A 19,377-nucleotide genomic window follows, 5' to 3' on the forward strand; every position below is an offset into this window, starting at 1 on the left:
ATCTATATAAATGGATATATGTTAAAATATATTTAAATATTTTGTAACTTATTAAGTGAAATTAAAAGTCAAATATTTTTTTCTTTTTCAATAAAAACAATAAAATATTAATCAATTGCATCATAAAATATGATAATCAATTAACTTTAATTATAACCTTTATCCTATTTTCTAAAACATATTTACTAAATTATGACCCTCACTTCTAAAAAAACAAAAAAAATAAGTTTAAAATATTAAAAAAACATTATTTAAATTTTTTTAAATAAAAACATAACTCTTAACAAAATATATTCACAACAACTAACAATTAAACAATATAAGCACTTTCAATAAGTTTATATATAATATAACATATATTATACAATGGTTAAATAATCTATTGCTTAAATTATTGTTAAAACAAGTTTTTGGATATTATGAAGTCTTAAATATGAAGTGGTTAGATGGTTAAAGTATCCGTAATAATGCCCGTTTATAATGCAGAAAAGTTTTTGAAAGATTCGGTTGATTCAATTTTAAATCAGACATTAACTGATTTGGAATTTATATGTGCTGATGACGGGTCTTCTGATAATTCATTGAACATATTGAATGAGTATGCAAAAAAAGACAGCCGTGTGAAAGTGTTTTCCCTAGATCATCAGGGAGGAGGAAATGCACGTAACTATGCCCTAACCAAAGTAACCGGAGAATACCTATACATTATGGATGCCGATGATATTTTAGACTTGAATGCTTTTCAAGAGTTTTATTCCATTTCCAAGTCAAATAATCTCGATTTTTTAATATTCAAAGCTATTAATTATAATGTTGATGAAGATAACTATTATGAAACAAACTATTACAGCATGCCGGTGCTTTCAAATGCAATGAAGGGAAAGGTGTTTGGTTTTAAAGATTTAGGTGAGTTGCTATTCCATATCAGCGTAACTCCCTGGAGTAAATTTTATAATACCCAATTCATTAAAAAATCCGGAGCAAAATTTAGGGAAAATTCCAAATTTCATGACAATCAATTCTTTTGGGACATAATCTTTCAGGCCGAAAGAATTTACTTTTTGGATGAATTTTATTACACAAGAACCAGACATTCAGAATCACTGACCGCATCAGGTGATGAACACCATATTGACATTATTGGTGTTGTAAATGATATAATTGCATTGTTCATTAAGCATGGCCAATTGGATAAATATAAGAATAGATTATTCAATATGAAAATTCTGTGGATTATTCAAAGATACAATCAAATTCAAGAAAAATTTATGGGATTATTTTATAAAGAAATGAAAAAGGATTTTGAATTAAATGAAAACGCCAGTTTTGCCGATAACTTATGGAGCAAAAATAAGTATATTTATGATTCCATTTTAATTTCAAAAGATTATAAAGATTTTAATTTATTATATGAATATTATAAAATATTAATCAATAATAAATTAACAGCAGATGAAAAAATTTTAGATACTGAAATCTGGTTTAATTCAATAAATGAAACCTACCAAGCTCATTTTTTTGAAAGGATTAAAAGCGATTTAAAAAATTATAAAAATAACGAAATAAGCTCTGAAAACAAGTTATTTTATAATACTATCATTAATTCCGATAATTTTGATGAATATATGGCTAATCATAAGTATCAAATGAAAATAAAATTAGATTCAATTATTGCTCAAGAAGAAAAATTAAGCCAATATATTAAAGAAAATGAAAGTGAAAACCATGAATTGTTAACAAAATTAGAGGAATTAAACTTATTTACAAATAAAATCTATAAAGAAATGGCTTTGGAATTATCACATATTTCTAAAAATTCTGATTCTAATTATCCTTATTTAAAGAAGTTTAAATCAAATATGAAAAAACAAGATTTTCCTATTTCTGATTTGAATAATGATTTTAATAAATTCAAATCATTGAATATTTTAAAAGATGCTTTGATTTCCGATTTAAATAATGAAATAAAAAATTGCCATAACACTATTGAAAATAAAAATACTTTAATTTCTGATTTAAATAATGAAATAAAAAATTGCCATAACACTATTGAAGATAAAAATACTTCGATTTCCGATTTAAATAATGAAATAAAAAATTGCCATAACACTATTGAAGATAAAAATACTTCGATTTCCGATTTAAATAAGCAAGTTAAAAATCTTCAAAACAAAATCAACGAGGAAAATAAATCAATTAATAATCTTGAACATGAAAATGTAAAAGAAGATTTATCAAAACTTCAAGCAGAACTTAAGGAATATCAAATTACTGCTTCAAAAAATGAATTTATGTTATTAAAATTAACTTCTGAAAATAAGTATTTAATTAAAAAGAATGCAGAGTTGAATAAAGTTAATTTAGAATTAACTAAAAAAAATAAAAAAGATTCCATATTTAAAAGGTAATCTGATGAAGTTTATTTAACATGCAATATGAAATTAATAATTTGAAAAACTTTTATTTAAAAATGTAAAAAATATGTTTTTGATGGTGATTCTTTGTATAAAATTTCAATAATTATTCCAGTATTTAATGTTGAGGAATACATAAGCTTTGCTTTTGAATCAATTAAGAACCAAACTATTGGGTTTGATAATCTAGAAGTTATTTTTGTTGATGATGCTTCAACAGATGGAAGTTCCGTAATTATCGACAAATATGCGGAAAGTTATAATAATGTTATTTCAATCCATTTAGAGACAAATAGCGGTGATGCGGGAAGACCCCGTAATGTAGCAATGGAATATGCCTCCGCAGATTACATAATGTTTTTAGATCCTGATGACGTGTATGTGGAAGATGCCTGTGAAGTATTATACAATGAAATAACAAATGAGGATATAGATATTGTGGGTGGCGTTTACTCTAATGGAGAAGAAGTGCCGCAATTTATTTGGTTAAACACATTGACTGACCCTAATAAAAAATGGGGTGAAAGAACTAAAAAAGTTAATTCAATGGTTAAAGATGAGAATTTCTCCCTGAAAGTTAACTCCATTGATGAATATCCCTCAATCATTGCAAATTCAAACATTTGGAATAAAATTTTTAAAAAATCATTCATTATAGCTAATGACATCAAATCCCCTGAAGGCATGCCCGCACAGGATTCCGTTTTTCTACTGGAATCCTTCTTAAATGCTAATGGAATTAAATTCATAAATAAAATTATTGTCATCTATAATAAGAATCGTGATGACTCAATGGGCCACCAAATATCCAAACAGAAGATTTTAAAACGTTTGAATGCTTATTACAAAATGTATTATTTATGTTCTTCAAAACATAAAAATGAAATATTTAAGCATTATTTACTTTATGATAAATTGTTATATGTCACTAAAAATCATTTAATGCATTGTGATTTACCTACAAGGGACATTATTGAAATATTAAATTATTCTATGCCCCTGTTTAAATTGTATTATGAATATAATAGAAATTTTTCAGGAAATTACGCCAAATTATTCAAATACATTGCACAAAAAGATTATGAAAATGCAATGAAATTTATTTATGGCGACAAAATTATACATCAAAAAGATATTAAAGTTGCAGCAATTCTGAATTCATTCTGGCATGAATCTCTATTGCATGAATGTGACTATATTAAGTTAGATTTGAATGATTGGTTTAACCAATTAAATCAGAACCTCCCTAATTTATTTATATTTGAATATCCTGATGAAATATCTGATGCAGACAAGTTAAATGAAATTTTAAAATATTGCAATAACAACCAAATAACCACCATATTCTTATCAACCAAATCCCCTAAAAATAATTTTGTTGAAATTTTTATGGATTTTGATTATATATTCACACCTTTTGAAGAGGATATTCACTTTTACAGAAATAATGGCAAAGAAGATGTGTTATGTCTAGATATGCATGATTCCATTTTAAAACATGAAACAAAGTTAATACAAGATGAAAACTTCTTCAATAGTGTAGTTAACCAGTACAGGTTTAGACAAATCCTGGATAAAATTAATTATAAATATATTATTAATTTAAAGCATGCAATTTTATTATATAAATTAAATGATTTAAATGATTTAGTTGACATCTATAACCATTTTAATTCAATTGAATACCCTTATAAACATATTAAATTAATTACAGATAAATATCCATTTTTATCAGATTCTATTTCAGAAGATGATCTTGAAAAGATTAAAACAAATGAAGATTGTTGTTTAATAATGAATAATAAATTTCACTGAACTACCTTAAACTCTATAACTCAAAGCATTCCAAGTAAAAAAGAACATGAAATAATCTTTTCCATTGCTTTTTAAAAAAATTCCCATAATCTATGCAATGAAGATGAATATTGGAAAAATTTTGATATGGGTATGTTAAACATTAAATATAAATATTTATACCAATATAGTAACTAACGAATAAAAAAAATACTTACAAAAGAAACTATTGATTTGATGCTGAAACAAGCATAATCACTCTCTTAAAACCTGTCTAATGTGATAATATGAGTAATTTTACACAAACCAACAAACCTATCGAAGATAGGGTGCTTACAAAAGATAAATTTAAAGAAGTTTTAAAAATAGACGAATACTACAAAGGAAGATGGGATTATCACTCTGAAGTTATTAATGAAATTGTCAAATTAGATGACGTCAATACAATCCTGGAGCTAGGTCCGCGAAGATGTCCTTTAGTAGAACATGAAGACATTATTGACATATCAGACAGATATGTGGTTGATTATCCAATTGAGATAAATGATTTTTTTACACATAACTGTCAAAAAGTACCATATCCCGTTGATAAAAAATATGATTTGGTAATTGCATGCCAAGTATTAGAACATTTAGGAATTCGTGGGGAACAAAGAGATATATTTGATGAACTCGAACGAATTTGTAAAAAAGCAATTATAACACTACCATATAAATGGCATAAACCTTATAATCGTGACCACCACATGATTGATAAAGAAGTTATCGAATGGTGGGCAAATGGTAGAGAACCTGTTTATGAAAAAATTAGTGAACAGAAAAATCATGACAGGATTTTACAAATATATGAATTTGAATGAATGCAATTAAAAGGAAGCCTGAATGAATTTTAAACCTTTTAATAGCAAAATTCAATATTTCAAATAGGGTTAGCTCCAAATTAATAATTCTAGTAAATCACCTCAAATAAAGAATTATTGCCTGCATGGGACTCAATAATTAAAAAAATTATTGGAACCTGCAGAAGCGATAAAATTTATAATTTAGCAGGATAATATGGATTTAAATACACAATTATTTTATTTTATAAATAATGGATTGAGCAACCCCTATTTTGATTTTCTAATGCCTCATTTAACAGATATTGGGGGAATCATTTTTTATGCCTGCTTATTTATCGTGCTGCTATTAATTACACGAAAAGATATGTTTGGCTTGAAAAAATATTATCCGTTAGTTAAATTGTGTATTTGCTCATTACTTTTATGTGTTTTGATTACTGCATGTTTAAAATTGTTTTTCTCATCTCCTCGGCCATCCTTAGTTTTAGAGCATGCGAATGTTTTAACATCATCTTATGATCCTAATTCATTTCCTTCAGGACATACTGCAACCACATTAAGCATAATGACTGTGCTGTTTTTGAAGGCTAAAGAATATTTTAATAATGGAAATTTAATCATGGGTTTAGCTGTAGCTTATGCTATCATGATTGCTTTTTCAAGAATCTACATAGGAATGCATTTTCCATTTGACGTTTTAATTGGTGGTGTTATAGGGATGGTAAGTGGTGTAGTGGTCGTGAGATGTTTAAAAGTATAATTCAGAAGGTTTTCCAATATACTCAAAATCATCCTTGTTTTCAAGATATTTGACTCCAATGACTTTTTCATCACTGAATATGGTAACAACACTCATTCCATCATCCGGATCGATTACAATAACTTTTTTGTTATCCTCACCTTCAGCGGAAATTTTAATAATTTCATCATTTTGGATTAAATTTGGCTCTTCAAATTCATTTCCAACATCAGTAGAATACCAGTGCTGAGGTAACTTTATTCTAATTCCTAAATCATCCAATACATCTTTAACATGCATAATTACACCATTTTTAGAGTAGTTAATATTAGTTTATTTGTCGCGTATTTAAATATTTTGTAACTATGCAAGGGTGAGAAGTAGTTTTTTTGAAAAATGAATAATAATACTTAGTAAGGTATAGATACGTTGATGCACTAATCAGATTATATAGTTTTAATTTGAATATTTGAAAAAAAAGAGTTAATTAAATGGAATATTCTTATTCTTACTACCAATTTAAATAAAATGAGTTTTAATTATTTTGTTAGTGTGAAAAGTCCATTTCTTTGATTGCTTCGAAAACTCTTTTCGAATTTTCATTGTCGCGGAATTTGAAAAATTCATTCACACGTTTTTTGTAAATATCATCCATTTCACAATCATTTAAAACCAATGCTATGATTTCATTTTTAATTTCTTCATGAGTTTCTGCAATCGGACCGAACCCCATATTATCATATTTAAAGTAAGCGGAATCAACATCAAAATGATAATCCTTACTGTATTGGTAATATATGACCGGTTTTTCAAGATATGCAAAGTCGAATGCAACCGAAGAATAATCTGTAATAAGTATTGATGAATGATTGAATATTTCAGAATAGCTATCATCAATAAATAAAACTTCATCGTTTCTATCAAACAGATGGATAAATTTATTTAAATTAGGATGAGGTTTAAATACTAATGAATACCCTTCAGAACCTAAAAATTCTATTAATTCTTTGTCATTTAAAAGACTGTTAAATGCATTGAAAAATTTTGTTTTAGCAAAAACCGCATCTTCCAAGTTATCAAAATGTCTTCTCCAGGTTGGCATTATGACAATTTCATTGTTCTCTTCTAATTTTTCTAACTTATCGAATCTTGGAAAACCTAAAACATGAATTGAATCTTCTGAGTATCCATAATTATTCTCAATAAAAGACTCCTTTTCAAAATCCGAAACAGTTAAAATAAAATCAATATTTTTATCATATTTATTTAACCAAGAGGAAGTGTCATCTTTTGTAACACCATGTTGCAGGAATATTGTTTTTGACTTAATCAAACCTGCCAAATATGGAAAATTACCCCAAAACGGATATATGACATTATTATCAGGATGTGAAGAAATAATGGCTTCCGCGAATAATGAAAGAAGCCTATGTCTCATTGACCTGAATGGAATGTCAAAGCCAATGTCTGAAACTTTTTGGTATTCGCTGCTTGGAGTGCCCAAACCTAATAATCGTCTGATTTTAAACAAACGAGAACTGGAACGATATTTATTCGCCATAATCTCTACATCATTAACATCATAATCATGTTTGGAAATAGCAAAATACTTATTGATTTCACCGTCATTTAATTCGACAAGATACTTGAATAATTGGAAAGCATTATCATCTGCACTGTATGGCAAATCCATAAATATCCAAATTTTTTTATCAATATAATACGGATAATAAATGAAATACAATAATCTAAGCAGTACACCTGTTCTCCAACCTTCTTCCCTTTTTAATAACATATTTTTTAATGTTTTAACTTCATTTTTAAGAGTATTTGTAAAAGTCCTGTTTAATACAGAAATATGATCTCCCCTGTCAATGACGAGATGCTTGTCAGACAGCATATATCCTGAGATTTCAGAAAGTCGTGAAGTATGGCTGTATACTGGTATTAAATTTTTGTCATTAACTTTAAAACTAATTTTCATTCCATCATCAATTGGAATAGAAGCCTCAAAGTGATGATTGAAACCATAGTTGAAGTTTAAAGAGTAATTATCTCTTTGCGGGAATTCCATTTTATTAACTGGAATTACATTATCATCATTAATAACAATTTCAATTTTAGAATCAGCCGTAAAATTTGTAAGATAACCTAAAACATAAATTTCATCGTTTTGAATTTGACAAATGTCAATGTTGATTTTATCAAAATCCAGTTCTTCAATATGAGTACATTCATCTTTAGAACTGTCTTTTTTTTCAGTTAAATATTCAACACCATATTTTTTTAAAAGCAAAATATGGGCCTTTAAATGACCTGGAATTGATTTTTGGAAAATAACAACATCAGAATCAATGAATGACAAAATTTCGATTAATTTAGCATAAAGCTCAAATACCTCTTCACTGTCTAACAAATGAGTTATGCTTCTAATTTCAAAAATCCATTGCAAATCATACATTAGTACATGCTGAATGAATTTTGGAACTTTATCATATTTTTTTAAAGAATATTCTATAAGTTTTAAAAAGTAATTGTCGACTCTGGTCGTATAATAAGATTTACGATTAGAAGATGCACCAATCAATGACTTTTCATGGTCATGTTTTCTATAATAATAAGCACATCCATCTAAAAATCCAATATTTGGATTGTCCAAAAGCAGCTGGTTGATTAAAAGAGGGTCTTCTGAAACTTTTAAAGATTCTTCAAATTTATATTTATTTAATTTAGAAACCCTGAAAAAGGATGACGCTCCTGAAAGTTGGATATACTCTGGTTTTTCTTCAAGATTGACAACCTGGGTTTTATCATATTTATAGTTAAGAGTATGTTCCCCTTTTCTTGCACCAAAATAATAAATTGGCATGGAAACAATATCAATTTCATCATGCTTTTTAAATAAATCCAAAGCTTGGCTAAATGCATATTCAGTAATATAATCATCGCTGTCTAAAAAATTAACAAATTCGCTATTAATATGGCCCAAACCTCTATTTCTGCAATAAGCAGGACCATAATTTTTATCATTTCGTAAAAAAAGAATATTGTCGGGGTATTTTTCTTGATAATGCTTAGCGATTAATGAAGTATTGTCCAAACTAGCATCATCAATTATTACAATTTGAATATTCCGTTTAAAATCAAGGCTTTGATTGATTATTGATTCAATTGCACTGGAAATATAATCTTCACTATTATATGCAGCCATTACAACTGAAATTTTAAAAACCAAATTGCAACCTCCTTAACCTGATATAAACATAGTCTTGACTTCAACTATAAGAGCAATATTTAAAGAAATCACCTTTTTATGGCAAATCTATTTTTACGCTTATTTCTGACAAATAACTTCTGAATAAACTCCAATCTATTATCAACTGTTAATCCTTTTAAGATCTGATCAATTTTATCCAAATCAAGAGTTTCTTCACCATCAACCTCATAAATAAAAACATCACTTTTATATTCATTAGTATTTAGCGAATCTTCTGGCTTATGGTATCCTAGAAACTCTTTAGTATAGAAAACATTATCCCTTTCTATTCTTGCAGGATTTCCAACAACTAAATTATTTGAAAAAACTTTAGCATTATGAGGGATAAACGAATAATTCTCAATTATTGAACCTGACCCTATTTTGGCCCCTCTGGAAATGTAAGCAAGATGACCAATCCAAACATGATCGCCGATGAAAACACTCCTAGCAGGGTTAATCCTCTGTTTAGATTCATTATCATAAATAGGGTGGATATCAGCAGTCCTTATATTAACACCACTTGAGATACTGCACTCCGCACCGATTATGACATTTTGATTTTCCTGAATGTTAATATTAATCGGATAACTCATATTGTTTTCTCGTCCAATGAAAAATGTTGAATTATTATAGATAATCAAATTAAAAGAATATTGTGAATCTTTACTTGATGATAAATAGACAATTGAATTATTCCCTTCGAAAGAGAAATTAGCATTGATAATTTTTACATTGCCTTCACAGTACAATACATTATTAAACCCTTTAAACGAAATGTTAGAATTGGTAATTACAGGATTTCCAAAAACCTTGTTATCTTTTAGATTTTCAATATCATTAACTGATTTAACTGATTCCATAAAATCATCTATTTATTTTGAATTGCTTCTAAAATAGTATCTAATTTACTTTCTAAATTATTTACTCTTGATTCAAGTTCTTTTGTATCTTCAACTGCTGCCACTAAAGAACCTTCTTTTTTAGCAACTAAACAAGCATCATACCAAGGTTTAGCCTCTTCTTTAGTGTCAACAGAGGCATGAACAACTTCCAAATCGACATATTTCGCTAAAGCTCTTAAACCATCTTCGAAAAATTTATAACAGTTAGTCAAATTCCCACCATGTTTAGGTCCGCCAGAAGGTACAATAATACAAACAAAACCTCCCGGTTTTAGGACTCTTTCAATTTGAGACATGGTAAGCCAGAAAAATTCCAGATGTTCGAAAAATTGTCCTGAAATGATAACATCATAAGAATTATCTTCAATTTCAAACCAATTGTATATATCTGTAATGACAATATCCACATTGTGGCCCGCTTGAATGTCCAAACCAGTATAATTCCAATTTTTTTCATCAAAAATATCAGAGTAATTGTAATTTCCACTAGTATCTAAAGATCCAACATCTAAAATTTCCAGATTATTTGAACTGGATAAATATGTATTTTTAAACCATTCCATTTTTGAATGTGAATTCTTATGCATAAAAAATCACCTTTATTAATAATTTGGAGTTGAAAATATTTAAAAGTTTACAATAATTATATAGATTTCAGATTAAACAAAGATAAACATATTAACAACAATATGGTTAATAATCTAAAAAAATATGAATGAAAAAATTTATTTTAGAATATTTCCATCCTATCCTAACCCTTTTTCATGATTGTTTTGATGATTTTTAAAAAATTGAATAAACTTGAATCTTCACCTAGATTGCAATTTATCCAACTCATTTTTTAGATTTTCATTTTCATTTTTAAGGCGTTCTAATCTTTCTTCTAAAAAACTAAGTTTCTCATTTAATAAATGATTTTCCTTATTCAATTTCTGATTTTCAAGAGATAGTTTAGACGATTCCGGGTCGGATTTGAGTAAATCATCAGCAATTTTCATAAGATTTACAGATTTATTAGCCAATTTATTTACTTCATCACGATAAATTCGTTCATAATTATAACTATCAGAGCCCGTTTTAATATTTTCCATATTACCACCCAATTACCTGTTAAGCATCTTTTATAATATTTTCTATAATTGGAAATTCAGTTAAAACATTTTCAATATGTTTATCATTTTCAAATTGATTATCTGAGAATAAAATCTTTTGATTTAAAATATATAACTCTCTAGCAAGATTAACATAAGTTAACTTTACATAATTATTTTTAACCCCTTTTATTTTTGTATTATTCAAAGTTGCCATTGCCCAAAACCAAACATCATCAGAAGTAGGGCATAACCTACTAAATAAATCTTCGTCAAAAACAAGTTCATGCAAGGAATTTGGTGGAAACAAAGTTCCTGCACCATTTGTTGAAAAATTTAAAAAAGAAGGAGCTTCTTCATGGAAAGCCAATTCCCAGTCATTATATTTTGATATTGAATCATTATCAAAGGAAATTTTCCTTATCCTATGCGCTATAATAAGGTCAGGATATTTTTTATGTTCTTCATATAACGTTTTTAACCAATCCTCAGGATAGAACAGGTCATCATCAGCAGTTACAATAATATGCTCGGGATACTTTTTTAATGCCGGAATTAACTTTTTATATGAAAATAAATTATCGCACCATTCTATTGATAGACCATTTTCTTTAAGATTTAAAACCCTCTCGGGAATATCTTCTTCACCATTAGGAAATTGGTCTTTAGCCAACCACAATATTACCTCATCAGGTCTTAAACTTTGATTCAATAGTGAATATAATGTAAAATGCAGTTCATAGATACGTTCCGGAAAAGAGGTTAATGAAACAATTAATTTCCTATTACGCTTAACCACAGTAACGCCAACATCACTGAAATTTCTTATTTTACCATCAAGAAGTGTTTTATCGATGGAATTCCTAGATTCAGGATACATATTTTCATGTATCTTAATTTCACATTTATCCACTCCATGGAGGACAAAATAAACTAATGGATTTAAACGAGATTTGAAGATGTTATCATAATAATTTCTGTAAAAAATCCCATCAAAATTCTCATTAGGGTTTCTGCCTTCCTTATAACCCCAACAAACATAATGCAAAAGAGGATCCAAATCCAAATCATATCGCTGGTCAGAAATATAAAACTCTGTATCAAAAAGGCCCCACTCATTTATCAGTTTCATAGCCCTGAATATCTCTTCATCATTATAAATATTAATAATTTTATCTAATATTCTCAATTCGATATTATAATTTGCCAAATCATTAATAAATCTATAAGTTTCCACATCTATTTTAGAATGATCATTTAAAGATTCTTTAAATATTTCAATCTCATGAACTATCTTTTGATAATCATGTATAGTATTAGGGTTTCTAAAAATTAGGCGTTTATTTAATAAATTAGAAAAAACACTGGCTTCATAAAATCTTTTCTCACAAACCAAATCAATGATTAACTTAAAATCAGAGTTTAACACAGAATCTTTAAATTCACTTAAGAGAAATTCGGAAAATTTTAAAATTTCAAATCTTTCAAAAATTGTTAATTCAGATTTAATAAATAACTCAAACCACTGATTTAGATAATGAATGAATTTCCTTGAAAGATTATTATCAACTTTAAAGAGATAGGATATTTCAACACATGTTTCCATGAGTCCCAATAAATAATCTTTCGAGTCACTTCCAATAGCATTTTCCCATAAATCATATTCTTCAAAATATTCTAAAATACAATCTTCTACGAAACTAACATTGCGGGATTTCAAAAGATAATCGCATAAAAATACTAAATTTTCACAAGGGACATTTTCAGGAAACTCAATATTATTTTCAGCAATTATTGATTTTTTAAAAATTTTAGATGAAATGGCTGGTGGGAACGTGAAAATCTCATTATGTTCTATAATATCCCTAATAACTAACTCTTCATTATTAAAATTAAGTTTTTTCCATGTATTTTTAGTTTTTTTACCATCAACTGACAAAAACCAATTTCCAAAAACTATATCATAGTTGCATTCGATTCTTTTATATAATAGCTCAAAAGCCGTATCGTATAGATTATCCACATTTTCAAAAAAGATAAGATAATCTGCAGAGGAATTCCAGATTCCAATATTTTTAAGTTCTCCAAAATAATTACACTTTTTATTTAAGAAAATAGCTTTAACATTATTATATGAATCTGAGTAATCGCGTAAAACTTTATTAAACTCATTAACAGATGAATCAACGACAAAAATTAACTCCAAATTATCAAATCCGATAGTTTGGCGATTTATTGAATTGAATATATCCTGTGGAGAATTTTTATTATCAAAAATCGGAACAATGACTGAAATCATGAAATTATTTTCATGCATATTTAAACCCCAAATTAAGCGAAAACATCCTACTTACTGTTAATTATATATAACTAATAATTACAATTATTTAAAATTATTGGCTTAAATTGTGAAAAAAAGAACTATTTAGGTTCTTATGAAAAAAAATTTCAAAATAAGCTTACGAAATAATCATTTAGTGCATATGAATACTGAACCGTTCTGATTTAATTTATATGAATTGAACTCAAAATCAGATTTTACAATGTCTGTATTTTTAAGTTCAACAACTTCAAAACCACAAGATTCCAATCTTTCTTTAAAATCCAGACCATATGTTCTTAAAGGAATCTTTCCACTATCTTTTAAATCAAATGATGAAATATCATTTTCAACAGTATTTGGCGCATTTAAGTATGGAACTACAGTTATGCAAACACCATCTGGCTTAAGGACTCTATATAACTCTTCTATGACATTAATATCATTAAGAACATAATGCAAAACATTGCTATTATAAATTATATCAAAAGTATTGTCATCCCAAGACAAATAGTCAAAATTCACTTTTTCAGTTAAATCCATTCCCTTTGACTCATACCCTTCAATATTTTCATCAACAGGAAAATAATCAATATTAGATAACCCGTTAAAATAATTATATAAAACAGCTTCAGGCATCAAATCCAATAATTTGATTTGTTTTTGTGTGATTAATTCACGATAATTATTTTGCAATAATAAATATGTTAACCTATGCCTTTCTAAAGATTCACAAATTGGACATTTAGCATTTTCACGAGGATTCTCCCCAAATGGTTCAAAAATACTGATTTTTCCACAAATAGGACAAAAGCTCAATTCATCAGCATTATTATAATCAGTTAACTCAAAATTTTGAAATTTGAGTATTTGATTATCTCTTCTTAATTTCCTTATTTCAACATTAATTTCATGGTCATATGAATTGAAATGTTCGTTTCTCTTAATAATTTCAATTAATTGATTGAGTTTTGTGGTATAATAGTCTGGAGCATAATGAACCGGGCCAATACCATATATATGATTAAAATCCAACATAGTATTCTTATCAAAGGATAAAACATCCACATCATAATTTTTAAGCAAATATGTCTCCAATAAATCCCGAAGATGATTATGCTCAATAGCTATCTTCCTAAAATTTTCATTTGTCGCAATCTCTCCGTTTGATTCCTCATATTTATAAGCCATACGTGAACAATTAAGAATTACTTTAGAATCAGAACAGTTCTTTTTAATAAAATCAAAAAATGAATCACAAGCATTTTTCCAAAGGCCAATAAATTCATCTAAATCATTAAAAACATCAATTCTTTTTTTAATCTTCAAAGTTTCATATAGCTCTGTTCTTTGCAATCTGGCAGTATCTGAAACATATGCCCCATTATCCAATAGCAATAAATTTGATATATCAAAATATGTATCCATAAGAATGTAATCAACATCAGTTGTCTTTAAAAAATCCAAATATTTTTTTGAAAAATCATTTTCAACACATTTATTGTCAAAAGGTTTTTCAGCAGTCAATAACTCTCTATCAAAATCCACAGGTTTTGACATTAAACTTACCAAAGATCCGCCTTCTACAGAAAAATTAATATGAATGAATTTTTTATATCCCGGTGCAAAATCTTCATTGAGAATCATCCTGGAACAACATGATCCCATTGTAGAAAATTCCTTTAAATTCATATTATAACTCCAATAAATACTTTAATTCTCTAACATTTTAAATATCACTTGTTTAATTTTTTAACCATTCTAAGAGGTTTAGTAACCTTCCAACTATTTGATGTTTCAAATTCCCGATTTTTTAATTTTAATTTATTATTTTCCTCTGATAAGTTATTTATAGTCGAATTTAACTCATTTTTTTCAGCCAATAATGTATTAATAATAGTTTGTTGTTCTATTGCGCAATTAGCTAAATCTTCTAAATTTTCCTGAAGATCTGTGAATTCATTATTGGTCCTAATTAATGATTCAATAGCTTTTTCATCATAATAACGTGCTTTTTTAGTTTTTTGTAGATCCTCTTTAAGCTGTTTATTATCATTTTGAAGTCTATCAATCAAGGATTCCATTGAAACAATATACTTTTTTAAGAACTCAAATTTTTCATCATTAATAGAATTCAATTGGCTTATTTGAGATTTATCTTTTAAATTTTGAATTTCTTCATTAGTGAGTCGGAAGTTTTTAGAGCCGTCCTTGATGTCAAAATATTCAGTATTGTTCTCTTGATAGTAATAATATTCATAATACATATCATAAGTTAATACATCTACAAAAAACCTATAATTTTCAAATGACAAATCTTTTATTTGTCCATCAGATATGTGCATATTCTGGAAATATGATTTTATTAACTTATAAAAATCATTTCTATAAGACGGTTTAAGTTTATTTAATCTTCCTCGAAGTTCAGTTAATTTAAATTTAATAAAATCTAATTCTAATTCCTCATAAAAACCATTATCAATTAAGTATTCTTCAATTTCATCCATAATATCCAACAAAACAAAACTCTTTTCAGACAACCCTATTTTACTTTGAATTGAATTCTGATTGGTCCTTAAATAATTGTATAAGATATGAGGGCAATATGAAATTTTTTTAGCCATTAACATGGACTTTATATGGAATAACACATCATTAAAAATCAAATGATTTGAAAATGTAATATTATTATTCTTTAAAAAAGAAGTTTTATAAAACTTAGACCAGATCACCAAATATCCATTCATAACAAAATTCCTTTTATACTGATAATTAAAAGTGAAATTATTATGATTTTTAATTGAATCCTTAGCCATATAACACCTTTCTTTTAATTTATTATCTTTATGGTGTTCAACTGAATCAAATAATACTAATTCCGCTCCGTTTGAAACTGCATTATCATATAATAGCTCTAAAGCATTTAATTCCAACCAATCATCAGAATCAACAAAAGCTACAAAATCCCCTCTTACCATTTTTAAACCATTATTCCTTGCAATAGCTGCTCCAGAATTCTTTTGAGATATGATTCTGAAACGTTCATCCATTAACTTGTAGCTATTTAAAATTTCAAGGGAATTATCTGAAGACCCATCATCAATACAAATTACTTCAATTTCAGCCAATGTTTGATTTGCAATGCTGTCCAAACATTTTTTTAAGAATTTTTCATTATTGTATACAGGGACAATTACAGAAACCTTAATTGGATTGTCGCTATTTGGAATAGATTGAGATTGTAATTTTGAGGTATGTTCTGCTGCGATATCAAAATTTTCAATATTAATTTCACTAAAAATATTTTTTAAATCGCCGGACATTTCAATTGCCCTATAGGAATTTCTAAATAAATGATAATACTTTTTAAAAATATTGCTAATTTCAAAAGTGGAAATATTGGCTGCCAATAAATAATTCGTAAACCAATATTCCAATTTTCCAGCCAATAGATATTTATAAAACAACTTTTCTTTAGAAAAACGTTTGCTGATGTGATACATCAAATCATATGCTTTAATCCTACCATATAAGTTTTCATTAGTTTTGACATGAGAAATTGACTGGCTATCCAAATCAGTCCTTTCATTATTGTAATTGACAATCACATCATTTATAAAAACTATTTTTTCTGCACAAAAAAATGATTCCAATAAAAATACGGAATCCTGTGCAACAATGTCTTCGGGAAATACAAGTCCATTATTTATGATAAAATCCCTTTTGAAAATTTTTGCCCATACATTAGCAGTTCCCAAAATTGTTGGATTTTTATCCAAATCCGTCACGACGAGTTTGAAATTAGAATCATCAACCATATCCCTTGTTTTCTGCCATCTGGACTCTTCATCAGGAGAAGTTAACGTTGCCACCCAATTAGCATGATTAATTTGTCTTGTTCCATCATCACTGATTTTAGTAAAAGCACCGCAAACGATGTCGGCATCCTCTTTAATAATTTCATCATACAATACTTCACAGGCATTTTCCTCCAACCAATCGTCAGAGTCCAAATACATTATATATTCTGCAGTTGCATATTTTAAACCAACATTTCTTGGCTTTCCAGGAAATCCACTACCTTTATCGAAATATATTCCTTTAAAATTAGAATATCTGTTAACATATTCCTTAATTATATCTGCACTGCCGTCAGAGGATTTATCATCTATCAAAATAACTTCCAGATTTTCCACACCTATAGACTGTGAAATAACCGAATTTAAAGTATTTCTGAGATAATTTTCAACATTATAAACTGGGATAATTATGCTAATTTTATAACTCATAACCATCAACTACTATAATACAAATCACATTTTTCATAATCTCAAAATGAACTTATATGTCTAATGAGATTTTTAAGTCAAGTACAAGCAATAATAAAATGTGTTTTGTGCAACCGTTCAATATTATTTAATATATTAAAGTTATTTTATATAATTGATTATAGATAAAACTTTCCTAACTGGACATATTAATTCGAAATTTAATCTTTGAGTTATAATTTAATATAAAAACAATTATAAACACAAAATAATATTCAAGATTATATTTAGAACATTAATTTAAAACAATATTACTAAAAACAACTTTTCAAATTTTGATAGATAAAAAAATAATGATTTTAAAAATAAATTAGTACCTAAATTTTAAATACGATGCATATACTAATATAACTATGAATATAAATATTAGTAAAGTTTTAATGTATATATTATTTGAAGTTGTTTTAAAACAATTATAATCTAAAATTTTAATAGGGATTTTATGAGTTTAATTAAAAAAAATGAATTGTTTTTACTGAGTGAGGTAGTAAAAAGAAATTTTTCTGCAAGATATAAGGAATCTACTTTGGGAATTCTATGGAGTGTATTGAATCCGTTGTTTACTATGATTATACTAACAATAGTATTCTCAACATTATTCTCCAGATCAATTGAAAATTATGCTGTTTATTTATTATGTGGGAGAAATATGTTTAATTTTTTTACAAGTGCATGTACAACTAGTTTACTTGCGATTAAAGCAAATCAGAACATTTTAGTTAAAACAGCCGCACCAAAACACATATTTATTATTGGCGGAATCATCTCTGAATTTATAAATTTTTTAATCTGCACAGTTCTTTTGCTGGCAGTGATGATTGCAACAAATGCACCATTTTATTGGAACACAATTCCTTTAACAATAATTCCAATAATTTTTGCAATTATTTTATCTACTGGAGTGGGGTTAATCTTATCAATATGTCAAGTTTATTATACAGATACTCAACATATATGGAGCGTCATGACTACAATGTTATTATATGGATCTGCACTATTTTATCCTATGGATGTGATTCCAGAGCCATACCACCAATATATGATTTTAAATCCGGTATTTTGGTTAGTAAATCAATATAGGAGCTTTTTTATATATGGAACAATACCAGATTTACTTTATATTGTAAACACATTATTGCTTTCAACAATCATATTAGTATTTGGATTAATCGTGTATAAAAAATATAATAAAAAACTTGCAATGAAATTCTAGAGGGTTAAAATGAAACAAAAAAATACTGCCATAAAATTCAAAAAATCAGTCAATAAAACTGATGACAAACAAAATGAAAATCCTCAAAAAGAAAAAATTATAGAAAAATTGATGGAAAGATTCAATATAACTGCTGAAGAAGCTGAAAAAATCCTTATCAAATTAGAACAGGAAAAACAGGAAAATACTACTGAGAACATTGTTGAAAAACAAGACTCAATAAAAACTCAGCAAAAAACAAATTTGGCCAAAAAAGAAAAAGATTCTGCAGCATCAAAAAATAAAGTCAAAGAATTTGAATCTACAGGCAAAATATCTTTAAAATCCCAATCAAATAAATCTGAAAAAGTTAATGATAAAAAACCAACACAAAAACAAGAACAAAAACAACAACCACAAACCCAAAAACCAACACAAAAACAAGAACAAAAACAACAACCACAAACCCAAAAACCAACACAAAAACAAGAACAAA

14 protein-coding genes are annotated in these 19,377 nt (G+C 27.2%); 6 read left to right on the forward strand and 8 right to left on the reverse strand.

The window, feature by feature from the left end:
* Positions 1 to 446 precede the first annotated feature (446 nt).
* From IJI93_RS00400 to IJI93_RS00415, 4 genes are all read left to right on the forward strand, one after another.
* Positions 447 to 2,408 (forward strand): glycosyltransferase, encoded by a 1,962-nt coding sequence (locus IJI93_RS00400; protein ID WP_292818256.1) that lies wholly within the window; start codon positions 447 to 449, stop codon positions 2,406 to 2,408.
* A 93-nt stretch (positions 2,409 to 2,501) separates the two neighbouring features.
* Positions 2,502 to 4,229 (forward strand): glycosyltransferase family 2 protein, encoded by a 1,728-nt coding sequence (locus tag IJI93_RS00405; protein WP_292818258.1) that lies wholly within the window; start codon positions 2,502 to 2,504, stop codon positions 4,227 to 4,229.
* Positions 4,230 to 4,495: 266 nt separating this feature from the next.
* Entirely contained in the window at positions 4,496 to 5,068 is a 573-nt protein-coding gene (locus IJI93_RS00410; protein ID WP_292818260.1) for a hypothetical protein, read from the forward strand.
* 265 nt (positions 5,069 to 5,333) lie between these two features.
* Positions 5,334 to 5,810, forward strand: coding sequence for a phosphatase PAP2 family protein (locus tag IJI93_RS00415; RefSeq protein WP_292818262.1), 477 nt, complete (start codon positions 5,334 to 5,336; stop codon positions 5,808 to 5,810).
* On the opposite strand, the gene IJI93_RS00420 is transcribed toward IJI93_RS00415, so the two are convergent.
* The 8 genes from IJI93_RS00420 to IJI93_RS00455 all read right to left on the reverse strand — a co-directional run bounded on the left by IJI93_RS00420 (position 5,799) and on the right by IJI93_RS00455 (position 17,650).
* Positions 5,799 to 6,089, reverse strand: coding sequence for a hypothetical protein (locus IJI93_RS00420; protein ID WP_292818265.1), 291 nt, complete (start codon positions 6,087 to 6,089; stop codon positions 5,799 to 5,801). The two genes, IJI93_RS00415 and IJI93_RS00420, sit on opposite strands and share 12 nt — an antisense overlap.
* Before the next feature lie 247 nt (positions 6,090 to 6,336).
* Positions 6,337 to 9,024, reverse strand: a complete 2,688-nt coding sequence (locus IJI93_RS00425) for a CDP-glycerol glycerophosphotransferase family protein (RefSeq protein ID WP_292818268.1) — start codon at positions 9,022 to 9,024, stop codon at positions 6,337 to 6,339.
* A gap of 68 nt (positions 9,025 to 9,092) precedes the next feature.
* Positions 9,093 to 9,908 carry an acetyltransferase gene (locus IJI93_RS00430; RefSeq protein ID WP_292818271.1) on the reverse strand — a complete coding sequence of 272 codons (816 nt, stop codon included), beginning with the start codon at positions 9,906 to 9,908 and terminating at the stop codon, positions 9,093 to 9,095.
* 8 nt (positions 9,909 to 9,916) lie between these two features.
* Positions 9,917 to 10,537, reverse strand: coding sequence for a methyltransferase domain-containing protein (locus IJI93_RS00435; RefSeq protein ID WP_292818274.1), 621 nt, complete (start codon positions 10,535 to 10,537; stop codon positions 9,917 to 9,919).
* A 222-nt stretch (positions 10,538 to 10,759) separates the two neighbouring features.
* Entirely contained in the window at positions 10,760 to 11,041 is a 282-nt protein-coding gene (locus IJI93_RS00440; protein ID WP_292818277.1) for a hypothetical protein, read from the reverse strand.
* Positions 11,042 to 11,060: 19 nt separating this feature from the next.
* Positions 11,061 to 13,358, reverse strand: a complete 2,298-nt coding sequence (locus tag IJI93_RS00445) for a glycosyltransferase family A protein (RefSeq protein ID WP_292818280.1) — start codon at positions 13,356 to 13,358, stop codon at positions 11,061 to 11,063.
* 153 nt (positions 13,359 to 13,511) lie between these two features.
* Positions 13,512 to 15,053: a DUF6270 domain-containing protein gene (locus IJI93_RS00450; RefSeq protein WP_292818283.1), complete on the reverse strand. Its 1,542-nt coding sequence runs from the start codon at positions 15,051 to 15,053 to the stop codon at positions 13,512 to 13,514.
* Between the two features lie 44 nt (positions 15,054 to 15,097).
* On the reverse strand, positions 15,098 to 17,650 hold the full coding sequence (locus IJI93_RS00455) for a glycosyltransferase (RefSeq protein ID WP_292818286.1): 2,553 nt from the start codon (positions 17,648 to 17,650) through the stop codon (positions 15,098 to 15,100).
* 481 nt (positions 17,651 to 18,131) lie between these two features.
* Between IJI93_RS00455 and IJI93_RS00460 the strand changes: the two genes are divergently transcribed.
* Positions 18,132 to 18,902, forward strand: a complete 771-nt coding sequence (locus tag IJI93_RS00460; RefSeq protein ID WP_292818289.1) for an ABC transporter permease — start codon at positions 18,132 to 18,134, stop codon at positions 18,900 to 18,902.
* A gap of 9 nt (positions 18,903 to 18,911) precedes the next feature.
* Positions 18,912 to 19,377, forward strand: a 466-nt coding sequence (locus IJI93_RS00465; protein WP_292818292.1) for a hypothetical protein, incomplete at its 3' end; no start/stop codon positions are given.

The sequence above is a fragment of the Methanobrevibacter sp. genome, from assembly GCF_017431965.1.
GTDB lineage: Archaea > Methanobacteriota > Methanobacteria > Methanobacteriales > Methanobacteriaceae > Methanocatella.